The organism is Legionella quinlivanii (assembly GCF_003265995.1).
Classification (GTDB): domain Bacteria; phylum Pseudomonadota; class Gammaproteobacteria; order Legionellales; family Legionellaceae; genus Legionella_C; species Legionella_C quinlivanii_A.
Genome location: NZ_MVJN01000012.1, coordinates 18347 through 35049 on the forward strand (window position 1 = coordinate 18347; position 16703 = coordinate 35049).

The following is a 16703-nucleotide window of genomic DNA, read 5'->3' on the forward strand; positions in this document are numbered from 1 at the left end:
GAAATAATCGATAGAATATTGAATTAAATTTATGCAAGGATTAACCCCATCCTGTCAAAAATACAATCTCAATTTGCTTTAGCCTGATATTTTTGCCAGAGTTTCTGCACAGGACCACTGCTGTTTAACAATTCATCAGTACATCCATCGGCAATAATCTCCCCCTGCTCGAGCAAAATAACGCGATCAAATTGCGGCAACAGATGCAGACGATGAAGAGTGACTACAAGCGTTGCCTCGCGGTATGTCTCGATAATACCCGAGAGAATTTGCTTTTCAGTGGGCAAATCGACACTTGAGGTTGGCTCGTCCATGAGAATGAGAGAACTGAATCGCGCCGCAAATAGCCCTCTTGCCAAAGCCAGCCTTTGCTTCTGCCCTACCGATAAATTTAGCCCTCTTTCGCGTATATCGGTTAACAGACCTTTCGGCAGTTTTTCAAGCACAGGTTTGAAGCAGGCCAGCTCAATTGCTTTATCAATCACTTCCCGACTCGTCTCAATATCCATCGTTATATTAAATTCAATCGTGTTTTCAAAAATTTCCGGCTCCTGAGGGATTAGGGTAGTGATTGCGTGAAGCGGCTCCAGGGAATGAAAATTGACCTCGTCGATCTGAAGTTCAACCGTTTGCGGGTGATATAAGCCTGACAATAAATGGAGCAGCGTACTTTTTCCCGCACCGCTTGAACCGATTAATGCAATTTTATCGCCGCGTTTAATGCCAATGCTGATAGGTTGAGCAGGCATTTTTTTATTAGACTCAGAATGAGTAAATGTTAAATTTTTAATCGATAAACTATGCCATTGCTGAGCCAGGGCTTCTCCCGGTACCGGATGGGACAGAGCTTCAAGATCCTGAATAATCGGTTGAATACTCTTTACATCTGTATCCATGCGAACCAGGTCGCTATAGTGCATACTCAGCGCATAAAACACTTCAGCCAGATCCCACTGATAACGAAAAATCATCACCACCGTTCCAATCAAAATGCCATCAGTGGTTTGCAAATGATAAACGATATACACAATCAGAATAATCGATTGAACCACGGTCAGAAGCATGCCCATAATGAACCACTTCAACTCGTTGACGACCGATTCCTTCCTGAAAAATGGCCAGATGGCTATGAGACGCTGTGAGAGGTTATTGCGTGTAAACTGAGCCAGTCGGAGCGTTAAAATAGTCGTAATATTACTGATATAGTCAAAAAGACCAGCGCCCACATGATTCTCCACCTCATTTTCTGATTCATAAAGCGGAATTAGTTTGCGATCAAACCAGATCACCATAAGGGCTGCTGTTAGACAGGCAAGAAAACTGAATACTCCGACCGGTAAAGAAAGCCAGAACAGGAAGGCTATAGACACCAGAAACTTGATAATCGTCTCAATATAAATAAATTGTTCTTCTGCAAAGCGTCTAAGGGCTGTCGAGGCGCGATTTAATCGGGTGATAATATTTCCTGAATGATGATCCTGATGCCATTTAAGAGGTAATTCAGTGAGCTTCTCATAAATTTGCAACTGGAACGCCTGCTGTATGCGAAGCGCAACCCGTCTCTCTACAACCCGCGCCGGGCCATGAAAAAGCCAGAACAAGGGAACCAGCAGCACTCCCATGATCAGCCAGTACAGGACTTCTTGTAACCGCCCAGGTTCAAAATGTTGCAAAACATCAATGGTTTTTCCAAAGGCATAAGGACTTAAGCTCATACAGGCCTGGGCAATAATATAGGCGATGTAATATCCGATAATAGCCCGGCGCCAGGTCTGGCCATGCGCCCAGACGGTTTTAAGCAGGTGAAAATAGGGATTTTGCATGCATGCTCTCCGCTTGGCGATTCCTGAAAAGGATACCTTGAGCCACTATAATAAGTTATTTTCACCGAAATTCAGAGCCTGGCTATTGTCTCTGTCATTTCCGCGCAGGCGGAAAATCTATCAATAATTTGGCATAGTGCGGCAGATGAAATAGATTCCCGCCTGCGCGGGAATGACACAGTTTGCGCGTAAATTGAAGATGTGATTTGCCGGATACATGGATTTTGGCTTATAAATTTTTACAGTTAAACTCCGGATGCATCTCAATTATATTTTTATAGATTTGCAAACTTAAATCTTTGATGCCATCCCCTTGCGGCGAAGAAGGATTGCCCTCACCCGCTTTGCTATTTAGCGCGACGGCCACTGTCAGATTACTGCATTCACTCCATATATAGGCCACCCGATATCCGAGGGTGCTGCCTTCGTAAGCCCAGAAACGGTTTTCAAGTTTTGGCTCATAAAAATATCCGACGCCTAAGCCAAATCCATCTTTTTGTTGGGCATCGATATTTGCAATCTCCTTGCCGCCAGGAATGGAAACTACTGTCTTAAGTTCTCTCAAGGCTTTCTGGCGATAATTTTCACCAAACATTTTGCCATTGTACAGCGCCTGCACCCAGTGAATTACATCGCTTATATCGGATACAATTGCACCGGCAGCTCCCGCCCAGGATAAATTATTTTTAGTGATATCAATTAATTTTTCTGTTTTCTCATCATAAGTGTATCCATGCGCCATCTGCGGTATTAATTTCTCCAAAAGCGCCTGGCCATTTTCTCCGGCAGGATAGTAGCTGTTCATTAATAATAAAGGCGTTAACAAACGCTTCTGCAGTTGATCTGCAATTTTCGTATTGCTTACTTTTTCCACAATCATTCCCGCGAGGATATAATTGCTGTTGGAGTAATCAAAATGGGTGTCGGAACGCGGAGCAATCGGTTTAGCGGGATCAGCATATTGTAACAATTCGGCATCTGACCACTGACGCGTCATGTTTTCTTCCATAATTTTATCGAATTGTTCATTAGCACTATAATTCGGGATACCGCTGGTCATATTCAATAGATCTTTTATTTTGACATCCTTCCATTGTGGATATTGCGGTAACCATTTACCCACGGGATCTTCAATGGACAGCTTGCCCTCACCCTCCAGTTGTAACAGCAGGGCGGCTATAAACGATTTGGTTATACTCCCAATTTCAAACAAGGTTTTTGCAGTAACTGGTTTATCAAATGGCGCCTGTCCTTCATTGCCGGCATAAAAGCTCTGAATCGTGCCTTCCTGAGACCCCATTTTCTGCGGCAGAAATATGGCAACAGCAATCCCGGTTAAATGCTCAACTTTCCCTCTTGTGGCAAGATAGTTATCCACTGTGGATTGAATTTTCTGATGGGCAAAATGGAGTGGTTCGGTGCTGGCGGCACCCAAGGAAAACGATGATAAACTTAGCAATGCAGAAACCAAAATCCTTTTCATAAGCATTAATTCCTCTCAAATTTATATTGATACCTTTTTACAGGACGCGGCGCAAGCTCAGGAGCAAAAATCCAATTCCTCTTTCGCCAGACTAAGTGCCTGGGTTCGCCACTCATCCAATAATCTGACATTCTCCAGACTTTCCTGAAGCGTTACTCGTTCCAGTAGTTTGGCAGAAGGCTCAATAATTAATGTATTCATCGTATTAATCTGATAGGTGTATGCAGACAATGGACTTGTCAGCTTTATTTCCTGCGGCTTCTCCTCATTAGAACGATAAACGCGGAAAACCTGCTCCCCATTGTTCGGGAACCAGGGATTGCTAAGCATCTCCAGTCGTCCCTTGGTACCCCAGATAGCAAATTGCCAGCTCATATCCAGATCATCAGAAACAGTGATGGCAGCGAGGGATTGATCGTCAAAACTTAGAATAGCTGATGAGCGAGTATCATTATGGGAATGGTTCGCATTCCTTATTCCAATTGTTTTTAAATTGACTACATTAGCCGTTGATAAATAGCGGATCAGGGACAATGGATAACAACCCAGATTAAAAATAGCTCCACCTGCTACAGGATTAGCCAGATGGGCTATTTTGGCTGTGTAAACTGCCTGGAATAATTGAACGTGGCCAATCAGGTTCTGCTGCAAAATGGATTTAATTTCCTGTATCAGTGGATGACAACGATACATAATGGCTTCCATGCAAACCAGGCCTTTTATTTGCGCAGTGGCCATTATATCGAGCGTTTCTTCTTCATTGAGGGCCAGGGGTTTTTCACACAATACATGCTTACCAGCCTCCAGGCTTTTAACCGCCCACTCTTTATGCAAATGATTCGGCAAGCCTATGTAGACCGCATCAATTTCCGGATCAGTCAGTAAATCAGCGTAATGATTGCAGGGTTTGGAAATGGAAAATTCCTTGGCAAAGGCTTTAGACTTCTCCGCGTCTCTCCCGGCTACCGCGATGACCTGCCCATTCCTTGATTCAGCAATAGCCGCTGCCATATGCTGAGAAATAGAACTTGTACCCAAAATTCCCCATTTAATTGTTTTCTGGTCCATGAAAATTGACTCCTTATCAATCTAATCCCATTCAAAATATTCGTCGATTAACTTTTCAATCGTGGTTTTATCTTTCTTTACCAGTTTTTGCTGCGGTTGTGCAAAGTTAAATGTTTGCAAGGCTTCGTCCAGGGTGACGAAGGTATAACCATGTTCACGATACAGGTTAATAATGTCGGGCAGCACATAAGCATTCAAAATATTGGCATGAATTAGTAGAATCTGTGCCTGATCTGTTTTATGGTTATAACGATTATTTTCTTCGGCAATCAAAGTCTGCTTCCAGATGAACTCCAGATAATCATATTTCACTTCTTCCAAATAGGCTCTTCGGTCATCCTGCGGCACCGATAAAAGCCGCTGGTTAAATATGAAGTCTTTGCTGTCAATGGTAATCGGAGCAATTTTATAATGCTTCGATGCGAGGTATTTCAATACCTTTTCCTTTTTTTTCTGTTTCCCCATCGCCAGATAGGGGTAGCGGAAGTATTTAGGCTCTGTCAGCACCGGCGCCAGTATCTTGTCCGCCTCCTCGATCTCCTGGATATACCTTTCAGTCTTCACCTTATTTAAATTAATGTGAGACATGGTGTGGTTACCTACCCCAAATCCCGCATCTCGGAATTTATGAAGCATCGGCCAGTTGTCCTGTCGCACATTCCCAGCAATTACGAAGCCTGTGACTGGAATCTCATTATCCTTAACAAGCTTGATAATCCGGTCCAGGTGAAAATTTTTATACTCGCCTACAAAAGGCAAGTCATCGATGGTAATCGCTATTTGGCGCTGTGTGTAACCAGAGGAACTAAAAACCATTAAAGTTATTAAAATTTGTAAAACTATTTTCATAAATACTATCATTGTTGAACTGCATTCGCGTAAATGTCGTCAAGCCTTAAAGAAAATGCAGCGATCCTGTTTCCGGATAACCGGGACCTGCCATCGGTGCCATAAGGTTAAGGAATTTGTCATTCCCGCGGAGGCGGGAATCCATTCCTCAACTGGCATTATAGCTAGCTAAGAGCTGGATCCCCGCCTCCGCGGGGATGACAGTTTAATATAACTTAATAGCAAGTCCCGTCCCGTAACGAGGCATGCCGCAAAAAATAGCATTCCCCCTGTGCTGAAATAACAGGCGTTAAGAGCAATCTCTTTTTCAGGGTTATGAAATGATAACAGTTAAGAAGCCAGCAAACAAATTGAATACATGAGTTTTCAGAGCAAAGACGCTATTTAGTTTTCGCTTTGTGCAATTTCCAACACTTTTTCTTGCGGCAAGACATTAAAAGTCTTGCGAATTTGCTCGAGAGGCTGGTCCATTACTTCCCAGTAATCCCAGTTATCAAACAAATCGATGTTCATCAGACTTCCTCTTTTTAAAGCAAGGAATTGCTCCTCCGGATTAAAATTACCGGTCATGCGCGGGACATCGATGGGAACGGTTTTAACGCCTAAATGGAACTGGCTGATAATAAATAATAAAATCCAGGGTCTGCCCACATTTCTAAATCCGGCTGTGAAAGAGGCCACTTTAAGCTCACCCACAGGTGTCGTGTCGTAACCGCCAACAACATGCGCCATGTCATGATAGGTCATCATCACCGGAGTGCCGTATTTTTCTCCCGGAAATATAAACTGATGCTCATCATAAAATCGCCAGAACTCCTTCCCCAGCGTACCATCAGGAAATTCTTTTAATTCATGGTATTTTTTAGCGAGTTCGGCATCCTGATAAAAACCCTTCATTCCGCCCACAATTTTATAAATCCCTTTGAACTTTTCTTTTTCCCAGGCCTTGGAGATTGTTTCACCAATATACATATGACGAACCACATCAAAGGCATAAAGAACACGGTGCTGATTAGCGAGCTTTTGCAGTGCATCCACTAAACTGCTATCGACCTGAAGCGCTTTTGTATAAGCTCGTACCAGATCGACCTGCTCCGCTTTAGGGGTTCCATTGACTGTAGAGACAACCACCATTGCCTCAGCAAATTGCTTCCTTAACGCAGGATCAATAAATTGCTGCGCCAGCTCTTCGGGTTCAACCGGCTCGCTGAGTTCCTCTAAAGGAAAATGGGTATCGGTAATGAATTTTTGAGCAGCATCGAGGGTTCTGATTTGAAGCTCCGTTAACTCCTTAATTTCAGGATCGGCCAGCATTATCGCCCTGAGCACTTTCAGTCCGGATTTCGCTTGCTCAGCGGAAGGTTTTAACAGGCGCATGTCTGCCTCTCCAATCTCTTTATTACTAAGTTATAGACTTATTTTGAGCAAAAATCGATACGGTTCATCAGTTTACTTGCCAGTGAGTCAGACTAAAGCTAGGATGAAATTAATTTATCGATTTCTGAGGACAGAGTAAGGATATGCCACTCATTGAAACGCAGCATATTAATGCAAGCCATGAAGATTTTTCAGGCAATAACGGTATTGGCCGATACATTTTTCTGACCGGCTCTGATGAACGGGCACGAGAGCTCAGCGAGCAATTTGAAGAGGTGATTGTCAGAAAACATCCCCGACAGCATAATTTTTACATGGGAAAATTACTAAACCAGGGCAAAGCGATTGATGTCGCAGCCATTTCCACAGGAATGGGAGGACCTAGCGCCGACATTATTATTAATGAACTCATTATGCTCGGCGCTCGGCGGTTGCTTCGTATCGGTACTGCGGGCTCACTGCAACCGGATACTATTCATGTGGGCGATATTGTTGTGGCCACTGCAGCGGTTCGTGACGATAAGGCGTCTTGGGATTATATTTATAGAGAATATCCGGCGATTGCTTCCATGGAATGCCTGATTGCCGCCCACCGTGCCGCAAGACTTCTGGCTCATCAATTCCCTGTTCATTTCGGTATTGTCCATTCTAAAAGCTCGCTGTATGCGCGTGAGTTTCACTATTCATTCATGGAAGAGAATGATCAGTATATGAAAACCATGCATTTGGCAGGTATTCTGGCAACCGAGATGGAGTGTGCGCAGCTATTTACCTTAAGTTCATTAATGAGTGCTAAATTAATTAGTACAGAAACCAATCCCATTCCAATTTTTTGCGGCTGTATACTTGCTATTGTGGGGGATAAAACCTCATTTTCTGATGATAAACAGAAAATTAAACAAAGCATTGATTTTGCAATGAGCTTCGGATTGGAAACCGTGAAAGCCCTCTCCATTATTGATCAGGAAACACATCACGATTTTTAGCACCCGTTAAACTCTTATTTGACCATTTCCCCAGACCAGCCATTTGTAGCTGGTCAGGGCTTTTAGGCCCATGGGTCCTCGGGCATGCAACTTTTGCGTACTGATGCCGATTTCCGCACCCAGACCAAATTGCCCGCCATCAGTAAAAGCGGTAGACGTATTGACGTAAAGTGCTGCAGCATCCACCGTCTGCAGAAAATAATCTATTACCTCGGAGTCTTCGGCAATGATCGCTTCGCTATGACCTGAACTGTAACGATTAATATGTTCGATGGCCTTTAATGGAGAATCCACTGTTTTAATCGACATTTTATAATCTAAAAACTCCTGTCCGTAATCCTTATCTTCAGCCCTGTGAAGCAAGTGTTCCGGGTAAAATGGGTGCAGACTTTCAAAGCTTGGCGAATCAGCGAAAATTTCTACATCCTTTTTTGCCATCGCTGCAACAATTTGCGGAAGTTCGAAAAGCCGCTCAGCATGAATGATGAGTGTATCCAGCGCATTACAGACGCTGACGCGTCGGGTTTTGGCATTGTAAATAACCGGCACAGCTTTTTCCAAATCACCACTTTTATCAAAATAGGTGTGAACAATCCCGGCACCAGTTTCAATAACAGGGATGCGCGCATGCTCTCTTACGAAATCAATCAGGCTCTGACTACCACGCGGGATACATACATCGATATAGTCATTGGCATTGAGCAAAGCCGGCAATACTTCCCGCTCATTGGGGAACAAATACACAACATCTTCGTCCACATCATTTTCACGCAGAGCTCTCTTGATAATTGAAACCAGCATGCGGTTGCTATGCTCTGCCTCCTTCCCTCCTTTCAAAACACAAGCATTTCCAGACTTGAAACACAAGCCAAATACATCAATAGTGACATTGGGCCTGGCCTCATAAATGATCGCCACCACTCCCAGAGGAACCGAGACTTTTTGAATTTTTAACCCATTCGGCCGTTGTTTCTCCTCAAGAATCTGATGCAAGGGGCTTGGAAAATTGGCTACCGCGATGACATCATCAGCCAGCGAATGGAGTCGTTCTTCAGTCAGTAGTAATCGATCATAACGTGGGTCCGAGGAGGACATTTGCAGCAGATCCTTTTGGTTTTCAGATAAAACCTCTGGAATCAATTGCCGTAAAGTGTGGGCCAATGAATGCAGAATCGCGTCGATTTTAGCTTCGCTTAAAGCCGAAAGTTTTCGGCTAGCCTGCCGCAGTTTTTTTAATTCAGAAATAATATCCTGCTGCATTTTAAATCCCCTCCTACTTGCCGCGGCTTTATCGACATTTAGACTATCAATGACAGATTACTAAAAAATATGTAAATGGTCATAATGAATAAATTCGGGTTTATCCTTTTGGCCCAGAAATTCCTTCAATTTACTCGCGTCATAGCGGGCAATGCCAATGCCGACTTTCATATGCTCGAATAAAATTTCGACTAAATCCCCTTTCCTGAATTCGCCAATACAACTTTCAATCCCTACAGGCAGCAGGCTAATCACTCGGCGATTGTCTTTAAAAATCTCAAATAAGCCTTTATTAATAGATATCGCCCCATGCGGCTTTTCCGCATTGTAAGCCATCCATCGTTTTATGTTGGACGCATTTTTTCGCGGTAAAATCCTGGTGCCGATAGTTTCGCCTGCCAGAATTTTTAAAAGAATATAGGGCTCATCCATACTGGCGATGTGCGTGGTGATACCCAGTTTTGACATTTTACGTGCAGTGGACAACTTACCAGCCATTCCCCCTCTCCCCATCGTGCTTTTGAGACTGGAAACGCTTGGCCAATCATTGTCGTTTTTAATTTCAGAAATAAGACGCGCCTCCGGACTGTCCGGATGATGACTAAAAACACCTGCAATATTACTCAGGATAATCAATTTGTCAGCGTTAACCTGTGCGGCAATTAGTCCAGCTAATTCATCATTATCGGTAAACATTAATTCCTGAATCGCCACGCTGTCATTTTCATTAATAATGGGAATAATATTGCGATGATTTAACAATTCTCTGATTAGTCGGGCAATACTTAAATAATGCTGACGGGTATGAAAATCATGTTTGGTTAACAACAGCTGCGCCGTGAGTAGTTGGTACTTGCCAAAAAGAGAAGAGTAGGTTTTCATCAGTTCAGGCTGACCAATCGATGCCAGCACCTGTTTTTCAGCGATGGAATGCCCGTATTGGCGGGCCAGATAATCTTTACTTATTTTTCGCCCCGCACCAACTGCTCCGGAGCTGACCAGAATGACATGATTTCCCTGCTCCTGCAGGTGAACAATTTGCTCAACCAGATGCAGAATGACGGGCTCGTTGGGCGTTCCATCGTTTGTCAGAATGCTTTGTGTACCAACCTTAACTACAATAATCATTTAAAATCCAGGGAGCAATATACCTGCTATTGCATCTCATCAAATCGCTGCTTAACGGCATCAATATTGTTCACTGCCTGGAGAATGACATCGTTGAATTGTTCTAACTGCTCTTTATTCTGCTGCTGGAAGCTTTCCTTTGTCACGCCTTCCTCCAACACCATCGATACCAATCCCCTGATACTCTCCCGAGCCTTATCAATTTCGCTCAGAAGTGTTTGGAGAGGAAGCACCAGCGCATCACCTTCCGCTATAACAGCAAGTTTTTGCTGAACTTCCACAGCCATGCTCTCTAATTTGCTATCGAGATTGACGATATTGAGCTGTGCGTCGCTATCCATTAGATTTAAAAACAATTCGGGTTCCTGCTGTTCATCGTTTACCATACCTGCTCCAGATTACCTAAGGATTGCTTCACTTGTCGAGCCTATAATTAAATTTTATTATTTTTTCTTATATCGTAGATGAATTTCTTACTCTTCACAAATAATGCTATCATGCCCTTTTTTTAAGCATTAAGAAAAATATGTTGCTTGATGGATTATTCATTATCGGTATTGGAATTGAAGCCATTACTGGCGCTTTGTCAGCGGGCCGCAAGAAAATGGATTTTTTTGGTGTGATTGTTATCGCCTGTATCACCGCCTTAGGCGGGGGCACGGTCAGAGACGTACTCTTTGACACCTATCCCCTCACCTGGGTTACCCATCCTGAATACCTTCTTTTTACTGCAGCATGCGCGGTTTTGACAATTTTTATCGCGAATTCCCTGCTCAAAATTATGAAAATATTTTTAATCCTCGACGCCCTGGGATTATCCACTTTTGTTATTATTGGAACACAGAAAATTTTAGCCAGCGGTTTCCCACCCCTGGTTGCGGTTATTGGCGGTATGTTAACAGGAGTCAGCGGAGGGATGCTGCGGGATATTTTATGCAATGATATTCCACTGGTATTAAGAAAGGAACTCTATGCCATGATTGCACTGGCTGGGGGTTTGCTTTTTATTGGTCTGGAGCATTTTAAGGTGCCCGTCAATATCAATATTGTGGCTACCTTTATGAGCATATTTACTGCCCGCTTACTGGCTATTTTTTATCACATCGAAATGCCTAAGTTTGAAATAATGGGGACAAGAAGAAAAGGGAACTAAGAGGCCGGGCTTTGCAGCCCATAGCCGTCAGGCTAAGAAGTAATGTTATCCCCTCTCCACCGCGCGCAGCGTGGGGGAGAGGGAAGGGTGAGGGGGTTAAAAAATTTATCACGTTAGTGATTCCATTTTGTTGTGGCAATAAACCATAATCAGAGAAATATGATTAATGAATCGCTACGCGACCTTGGTTATAGCCCCCTCTCCCTCACGCTGCGCGCGGTGGAGAGGGGATCAGATATTCTTAGCCTGACGGCTATGGACTTATCAGCCCAGCTCCAATTATTACTCTTCACGCATACCGTGAATAATAACTTCTTCCACCGGCACGTCTGAGTGACCCATTTTATTGCCCGTTTTCACCTTGGCAATTTCATCAACAACATCCATGCCCTCTACCACTTCACCAAATACGCAGTAACCAAAACCCTGGGCATTTTCCGCTTTAAAATCAAGAAACCCATTATCGACCACATTAATGAAGAACTGTGCGGTGGCGGAATGGGGATCCATTGTTCTTGCCATAGCGATGGTACCACGCTTGTTAAGCTTCGCTGTTTTCGCTTCATTTTTGACCGGGCTGTTGGTCTTTTTTTGTTGCATATCAGCAGTTAATCCGCCACCCTGAATCATAAAGCCTGGGATCACGCGGTGAAAAATGGTGTCGTTGTAAAAACCACTGTTTACATAATTTTTAAAATTTTCCACCGTCTCAGGGGTTGTATCTGCGTGTAACTGCAAGTGAATATCGCCCTTTGATGTGTTGATAATGATCATGAAATCTCCTGTTGAAATAGTTTTAATTGCGAGTTTCGTTAAGAATCAGATTTCGCATTTGCGTGCAAACCTCGTGCATGACATGCACATTATGAATGCTGGCCAGTGCGGTGAAAACATTGGATTTCTGTTTAAACAAATGATGCAGATAAGCTCGTGAATGCGTTTTGCAGGTATAGCAAAGGCAATCTTCCATGATCGGAGCCAGATCATTGGCAAAGCAGGATTTTTTGATTTGCAGCCGATGATTATCATACTCACTGGCAAAACGCAGCCAATGGCCATCTTTAACAATTTTACCAGAGTATAAGGCTCCATGTCTTGCATTACGGGTGGGGGCTACGCAATCGAACATGTCGATACCTTGAGCCACTACATCGAGTAAATCCTGGGGCGACATACCCACCCCCATTGTATAGCGGGGTTTATTTTCAGGAAGATATTCTCTGACCCACTGGATAATCTCGACTGTTTTCTTCATGTCGAAGCCGACGGTCTCACCACCAATAGCGATCCCGTCCAAATCCATACTGGCTACAAACTTAGCACTTTCAGAGCGCAGCTCCTGGAAAATGCCCCCTTGAATGATACCGAAAAGCGCCTGTCTGGCACCGTAGCGCGAAGCAGGATACTGCTGGTGATAATCAATGGACTGCAAAAGCCAGCGATGTGTTCTTTCCATAATCTGGCGCACTTCTTCAAAGCTGGATGCGTCTGGTGTGCATTGGTCAAAGGCCATGATGATATCTGCGCCAATTATTTTCTGGGTTTCCAGAGACATTTCCGGTGTCATATGAATCAGACGAGAATCCCCCGGCAATTGAAAATGAGCACCCTCTTCATCAATACGACAGATTTCCTTGTTTTTGGACAGGCTAAAAACCTGAAAGCCGCCGCTGTCGGTCAGCATCGGGCCATCCCAACCCATAAAGGGATGCATGCCGCCGGCCTGTTCAATGACTTCCATACCCGGAGCACAAAGCATATGATAGGTGTTACCGCCTAAAATAATCTGGCTGCCGGCTTCTTTCAGCTCTAAAGGCATCATATTATTAACGCCTGCGCGAGTGCCTACGGGCATGAATACCGGGCTTATAAATTCCCCATGAGGAGTGGACACGCGAATAATACGCGCCTTGTTGCGGGAATATCTGGCAATTACTTCACAATTAAATGTTGACATGAAAATCTATCTAACCTGTTATATCAATTCCCAATAGCGCATTTCAATGGAATAAACACTATTACAATTCAAATTCCAATTTGCCGACATTATACGTCAATCGTTGGGAATTTATGCAAGCCTGATTTTATAGTGACTTTTCATTCAGATAATAAATAATCATTGAACCGATAATAATGAATAAAAAATATAAAGCAGACCAGGCAGGCATTGATAAGCCCAGCCATTGCCAGTTCACTTCAGCACAATCACCCGATCCCCAGAACAGAGCGTGCATGACATCTTTCAGGGGGAAATATTTCACCATGACATCAAGCCCAGGTAAACAGGCTGGAACCTGATCAGCAGGCAAAGACTGAAGCCATAATTGCCGCCCAGCGAAAAAAAGCCCGGCCCCGGCAAATACAATCTGCAGCAATTGCATTTTTTGCAGTTGCAAAATAGCCTTGGCAAACATCATAGCGATGCCGATGCAAACTATAATGAGCACGCAAATCCGCTGCATAATACAAAGCGGACAAGGCTCCATACCTTTTATATATTGAAAGTACAGAGAAGCGCCAAAAACCAGCAGACTGATTAATACCAATATATATTGCAGCCGTTTAGGATTTATAAGGTTCATGATGGCGGCAACATGTATTGAATGGCCTCTTTCAAATCCTGCTCTGTGCAGGACTGGCATGTGCCCTTAGGCGGCATTGCATTAAGTCCTTTAGTAGCAGAGGCAGTCAAGCCGTCGATTCCCTTGCCTAAACGCGGTTTCCAATCAGCGGCGTCATGCAGTTTGGGGGCCCCGGCAACACCTGCCTGATGGCATACTGAACAAAATTGTTCAAAAGTATCCTGGCCTGGCTTTTTCGCAACGGCTTTCTCTGCCGCAGGTGCCTTTTTCTGAGTTGAGGCACTACCCGCATCCTCCTCAATATCCACACTGCCTACCGGCTTGATCCGCTCCTCAATCTGCTGACGATCAAAATCCTCGAGAGCCCAGCTTATTGGACAAACCGTGAATAATAATATCCACAACACATAAGGCATGCTGATTCCTTTTATACTTAACTTCCAAAATGATAACGCCATCTGCCAATGATTTCCAGTTAGGAAACAGGGGAAACTACTGATTAACCCCTTTTCATGTCAGGAGTTTTTTATAATAATTAGCCCCTCATTAGCACAGATAAGATTAAATTTGATACAATCTTATCATTAACGCGTTATTGTACATTTAGGTTAGCAGTCATGAAGTCATACTTAGTCGCAGCATTTTACAAATTTGTTTCTATACCCAACCATGAAACCTTAAGAGAACCTTTGTTGGATAAAATGGTGGAACATGGCATTAAGGGTACAATCATTCTCGCCCACGAGGGCATTAATGGTACTTTCGCAGGATTGGAGAATGATGTAGAGGCATTCATTGAACACTTAAGAAGCTATTCCGGCTTTGCTGATCTTCACTTTAAAAAAAGCTATGACGAGACTAATCCCTTTGACAAGTCCAAAGTTAAACTGCGCAAGGAAATTGTATCCTTCGGAATTGACGATATCGATGCGGCCACTCAAGCGGGTATTTATGTAAAACCTGAGGAATGGAACCAGCTGATTCAGGATCCTGAGGTACTTACTATTGATACGCGAAATGACTATGAAGTCAGTCTTGGCAGTTTTAAAGGCGCAATCAATCCAAAGACCTTAAACTTCAGAGATTTTCCTGAATACGTGCAGAATAATCTGATGCAGGACAAGCACAAAAAAATAGCCATGTTTTGTACTGGCGGTATCCGTTGTGAGAAATCAACCGCTTATCTCAAGAAGCTGGGCTTTGAACAGGTTTACCATCTTGAGGGCGGCATCCTCAATTATCTTGAAACCATCCAGGAAAATTCCTTATGGGAAGGCAGTTGTTTTGTATTTGATAATCGCGTAGCGGTCAATGCAGAACTCGAACCCTTGGAAGAAGGCACCGTAGATCTCGAATGGAAAAATAAATGCCGGCAACAGGCATTGGAAGGGGAAGAATAATTTCCAAGGCTCTCAACCTGGTCCTGATATATTTAAAATCTTACGATTGATTCGTGATGCGCAACAGGCTATAATGCTTTTATTATGATAAAATCATTTAAACATAAAGGTCTGAAACTCTTTTTTGAAAAAGGAGATTATTCTGGTATTCAAGCAAAGCATTGTAAAAAATTAAGATTACAGTTAAGTGCTCTTGATACCGCTCAGGTTATTGAAGATATGGATTTGCCAGGTTATTACCTCCATAAATTAAAAGGTGATCGTAAGAACAGTTGGTCAATCACGGTCAACGGTAACTGGCGAATAACATTTGAGTTTATTGACGGCGATGCTTACATTGTAAATTACGAGGATTATCACTAATGATTACCCAGCATAATCCACCACATCCAGGTGAATTTATTAAAGAAACTTATATTGAGCCATTGAACATTAGCTTAAGAAAAGCAGCCCATGATCTCGATGTTGCTCCTTCCACTTTCTCAAGATTAATCAAGGGAGAGTCCGATTTGTCTCCCGAAATGGCATTAAAGCTTAGTAAAGCCTTTGGCAGGAGCCCAGAAAGCTGGATGCAAATGCAAATTAATTATGAGCTTTGGCGCGCAAAACAGCATGTTAATTTAGATCGCGTTAACATTATTTACGCCCATGCGCATTAATAATGTATGGCTCTGGAATGGATGAAGTGCTGGAAAATAAGATAGATTCATGCATAATTGGGCATTATTGACTCTCAGCTCAATTTTTTTTGATGGCCGATTGGATCGGAGCCGCCTTAATTGGAGGGCTAACAGAGTTGAGCAGCCCTTTTTTTTTTACAATTATCCTGAATGACAAAATAGTCAGTTAATAAATCACATGCCTTATATACCATCGCTTCAACCTTATTTGCACCTTTTGGGATTAAATTCTTCTGCCACACTTACCGATGTTAAAAGAGAATATAAGAAGCTGGTTTTAAAATACCACCCTGATAAAAATCAAAATAACGAGCAAGCAACAACTGATTTTCAAGCATTACAAACGGCTTATGAAAAATTAGTAAGGTATGCAGAGAATGAAACCCGAATTAAAGATGATAACCTCTATTCTTGCGAAGAAAATTATAATTATGTATCAGAAGAAGATGAAGGTGATATATTTGGCTTTTTTGCTCCCAAATCCCAAAGAAAAAAATTTATACTAACTTGGAAAATTAAGCACAACGAGTCAACTATATGCCTTTCTCATCCTATATTCTTCGGATGTAGTAGTGATGAAATTATATTTTGGTATATCAATACATCAAAAGCTTCACTTGTTTTACCAATAAATAATAATCTCGCTTTAAAGAAAAAGTTAAAGTGTTCTTTATATCAGGCCCTGGGCCCTCAATTAATAGTGTCCTGTGATGATGATATAGAAATGGCTATTAAACTTCCTCAGTCTCAATCTGATTTGACGAAGATACTCAGGATTCTTGCTATAAATTACGAGATCCCTGCCTCAGTGCTCACTTTCCTTAGCGAGAAGCTTAATTGTGAAGATGTCTATTCCCTTAACAATAGATTGCCTGGTACGAGCATCTTCGTTTAAAAATACCCTGTTCACACAA

General features: G+C 42.9%; 18 protein-coding genes. 6 read left to right on the plus strand and 12 right to left on the minus strand.

The genetic code is table 11. From position 1 onward, the window contains the following. Positions 1–68: 68 nt before the first annotated feature. The 5 genes from B1207_RS13970 to B1207_RS13990 form a co-directional block, all read right to left on the minus strand. Complete coding sequence (locus B1207_RS13970) at positions 69–1823, minus strand: ABC transporter ATP-binding protein (protein ID WP_112220520.1); 1755 nt, start codon at positions 1821–1823, stop codon at positions 69–71. Positions 1824–2052: 229 nt separating this feature from the next. After that, the gene (locus B1207_RS13975; RefSeq protein ID WP_172458310.1) at positions 2053–3306 is read right to left on the minus strand and encodes a serine hydrolase domain-containing protein; all 1254 of its coding nucleotides are present in this window, start codon (positions 3304–3306) and stop codon (positions 2053–2055) included. A 57-nt stretch (positions 3307–3363) separates the two neighbouring features. Continuing rightward, complete coding sequence (locus B1207_RS13980) at positions 3364–4374, minus strand: Gfo/Idh/MocA family protein (RefSeq protein ID WP_112220522.1); 1011 nt, start codon at positions 4372–4374, stop codon at positions 3364–3366. Between the two features lie 21 nt (positions 4375–4395). Continuing rightward, on the minus strand, positions 4396–5223 hold the full coding sequence (locus tag B1207_RS13985; protein WP_253255874.1) for a polysaccharide deacetylase family protein: 828 nt from the start codon (positions 5221–5223) through the stop codon (positions 4396–4398). 384 nt (positions 5224–5607) lie between these two features. Further along, on the minus strand, positions 5608–6600 hold the full coding sequence (locus B1207_RS13990; protein ID WP_112220524.1) for a hypothetical protein: 993 nt from the start codon (positions 6598–6600) through the stop codon (positions 5608–5610). A 143-nt stretch (positions 6601–6743) separates the two neighbouring features. On the opposite strand from B1207_RS13990, the gene B1207_RS13995 reads away from it, so the two are divergent. Next, positions 6744–7586 carry a nucleoside phosphorylase gene (locus tag B1207_RS13995; RefSeq protein WP_112220525.1) on the plus strand — a complete coding sequence of 281 codons (843 nt, stop codon included), beginning with the start codon at positions 6744–6746 and terminating at the stop codon, positions 7584–7586. Positions 7587–7592: 6 nt separating this feature from the next. On the opposite strand, the gene B1207_RS14000 is transcribed toward B1207_RS13995, so the two are convergent. Genes B1207_RS14000 through B1207_RS14010 form a run of 3 tightly spaced genes read right to left on the minus strand, consistent with a single transcriptional unit; the run spans position 7593 to position 10360 of the window. After that, a complete protein-coding gene (locus B1207_RS14000) occupies positions 7593–8846 on the minus strand; it encodes a glutamate-5-semialdehyde dehydrogenase (protein WP_112220526.1) in 1254 nt (417 codons plus the stop codon). Between the two features lie 60 nt (positions 8847–8906). After that, on the minus strand, positions 8907–9974 hold the full coding sequence (gene proB, locus B1207_RS14005; RefSeq protein WP_112220527.1) for a glutamate 5-kinase: 1068 nt from the start codon (positions 9972–9974) through the stop codon (positions 8907–8909). 26 nt (positions 9975–10000) lie between these two features. Then, positions 10001–10360 (minus strand): hypothetical protein, encoded by a 360-nt coding sequence (locus B1207_RS14010; RefSeq protein ID WP_112220528.1) that lies wholly within the window; start codon positions 10358–10360, stop codon positions 10001–10003. A gap of 140 nt (positions 10361–10500) precedes the next feature. Between B1207_RS14010 and B1207_RS14015 the strand changes: the two genes are divergently transcribed. After that, a complete protein-coding gene (locus B1207_RS14015; RefSeq protein WP_112220529.1) occupies positions 10501–11127 on the plus strand; it encodes a trimeric intracellular cation channel family protein in 627 nt (208 codons plus the stop codon). Positions 11128–11409: 282 nt separating this feature from the next. Here B1207_RS14015 and B1207_RS14020 read toward each other — a convergent pair whose 3' ends face one another. From B1207_RS14020 to B1207_RS14035, 4 genes are all read right to left on the minus strand, one after another. Continuing rightward, the gene (locus B1207_RS14020) at positions 11410–11901 is read right to left on the minus strand and encodes a peptidylprolyl isomerase (protein ID WP_112220530.1); all 492 of its coding nucleotides are present in this window, start codon (positions 11899–11901) and stop codon (positions 11410–11412) included. Between the two features lie 22 nt (positions 11902–11923). Next, the gene (tgt, locus tag B1207_RS14025; RefSeq protein ID WP_112220531.1) at positions 11924–13084 is read right to left on the minus strand and encodes a tRNA guanosine(34) transglycosylase Tgt; all 1161 of its coding nucleotides are present in this window, start codon (positions 13082–13084) and stop codon (positions 11924–11926) included. Between the two features lie 127 nt (positions 13085–13211). Further along, positions 13212–13709: a disulfide bond formation protein B gene (locus tag B1207_RS14030; protein WP_112220532.1), complete on the minus strand. Its 498-nt coding sequence runs from the start codon at positions 13707–13709 to the stop codon at positions 13212–13214. Beyond that, complete coding sequence (locus B1207_RS14035) at positions 13706–14125, minus strand: c-type cytochrome (RefSeq protein WP_112220533.1); 420 nt, start codon at positions 14123–14125, stop codon at positions 13706–13708. Before B1207_RS14035 ends, B1207_RS14030 begins: the two co-directional genes overlap by 4 nt. 201 nt (positions 14126–14326) lie before the next feature. Between B1207_RS14035 and trhO the strand changes: the two genes are divergently transcribed. The 4 genes from trhO (at position 14327) to B1207_RS14055 (ending at position 16684) form a co-directional block, all read left to right on the plus strand. Further along, positions 14327–15109: an oxygen-dependent tRNA uridine(34) hydroxylase TrhO gene (gene trhO / locus B1207_RS14040; protein ID WP_112220534.1), complete on the plus strand. Its 783-nt coding sequence runs from the start codon at positions 14327–14329 to the stop codon at positions 15107–15109. 84 nt (positions 15110–15193) lie between these two features. After that, the gene (locus B1207_RS14045; RefSeq protein ID WP_112220535.1) at positions 15194–15472 is read left to right on the plus strand and encodes a type II toxin-antitoxin system RelE/ParE family toxin; all 279 of its coding nucleotides are present in this window, start codon (positions 15194–15196) and stop codon (positions 15470–15472) included. Continuing rightward, positions 15472–15768 (plus strand): HigA family addiction module antitoxin, encoded by a 297-nt coding sequence (locus tag B1207_RS14050; protein WP_216362473.1) that lies wholly within the window; start codon positions 15472–15474, stop codon positions 15766–15768. The genes B1207_RS14045 and B1207_RS14050 overlap by 1 nt, the downstream gene beginning before the upstream one ends. A 199-nt stretch (positions 15769–15967) precedes the next feature. Then, a complete protein-coding gene (locus B1207_RS14055) occupies positions 15968–16684 on the plus strand; it encodes a J domain-containing protein (RefSeq protein WP_112220536.1) in 717 nt (238 codons plus the stop codon). Positions 16685–16703 lie beyond the last annotated feature (19 nt).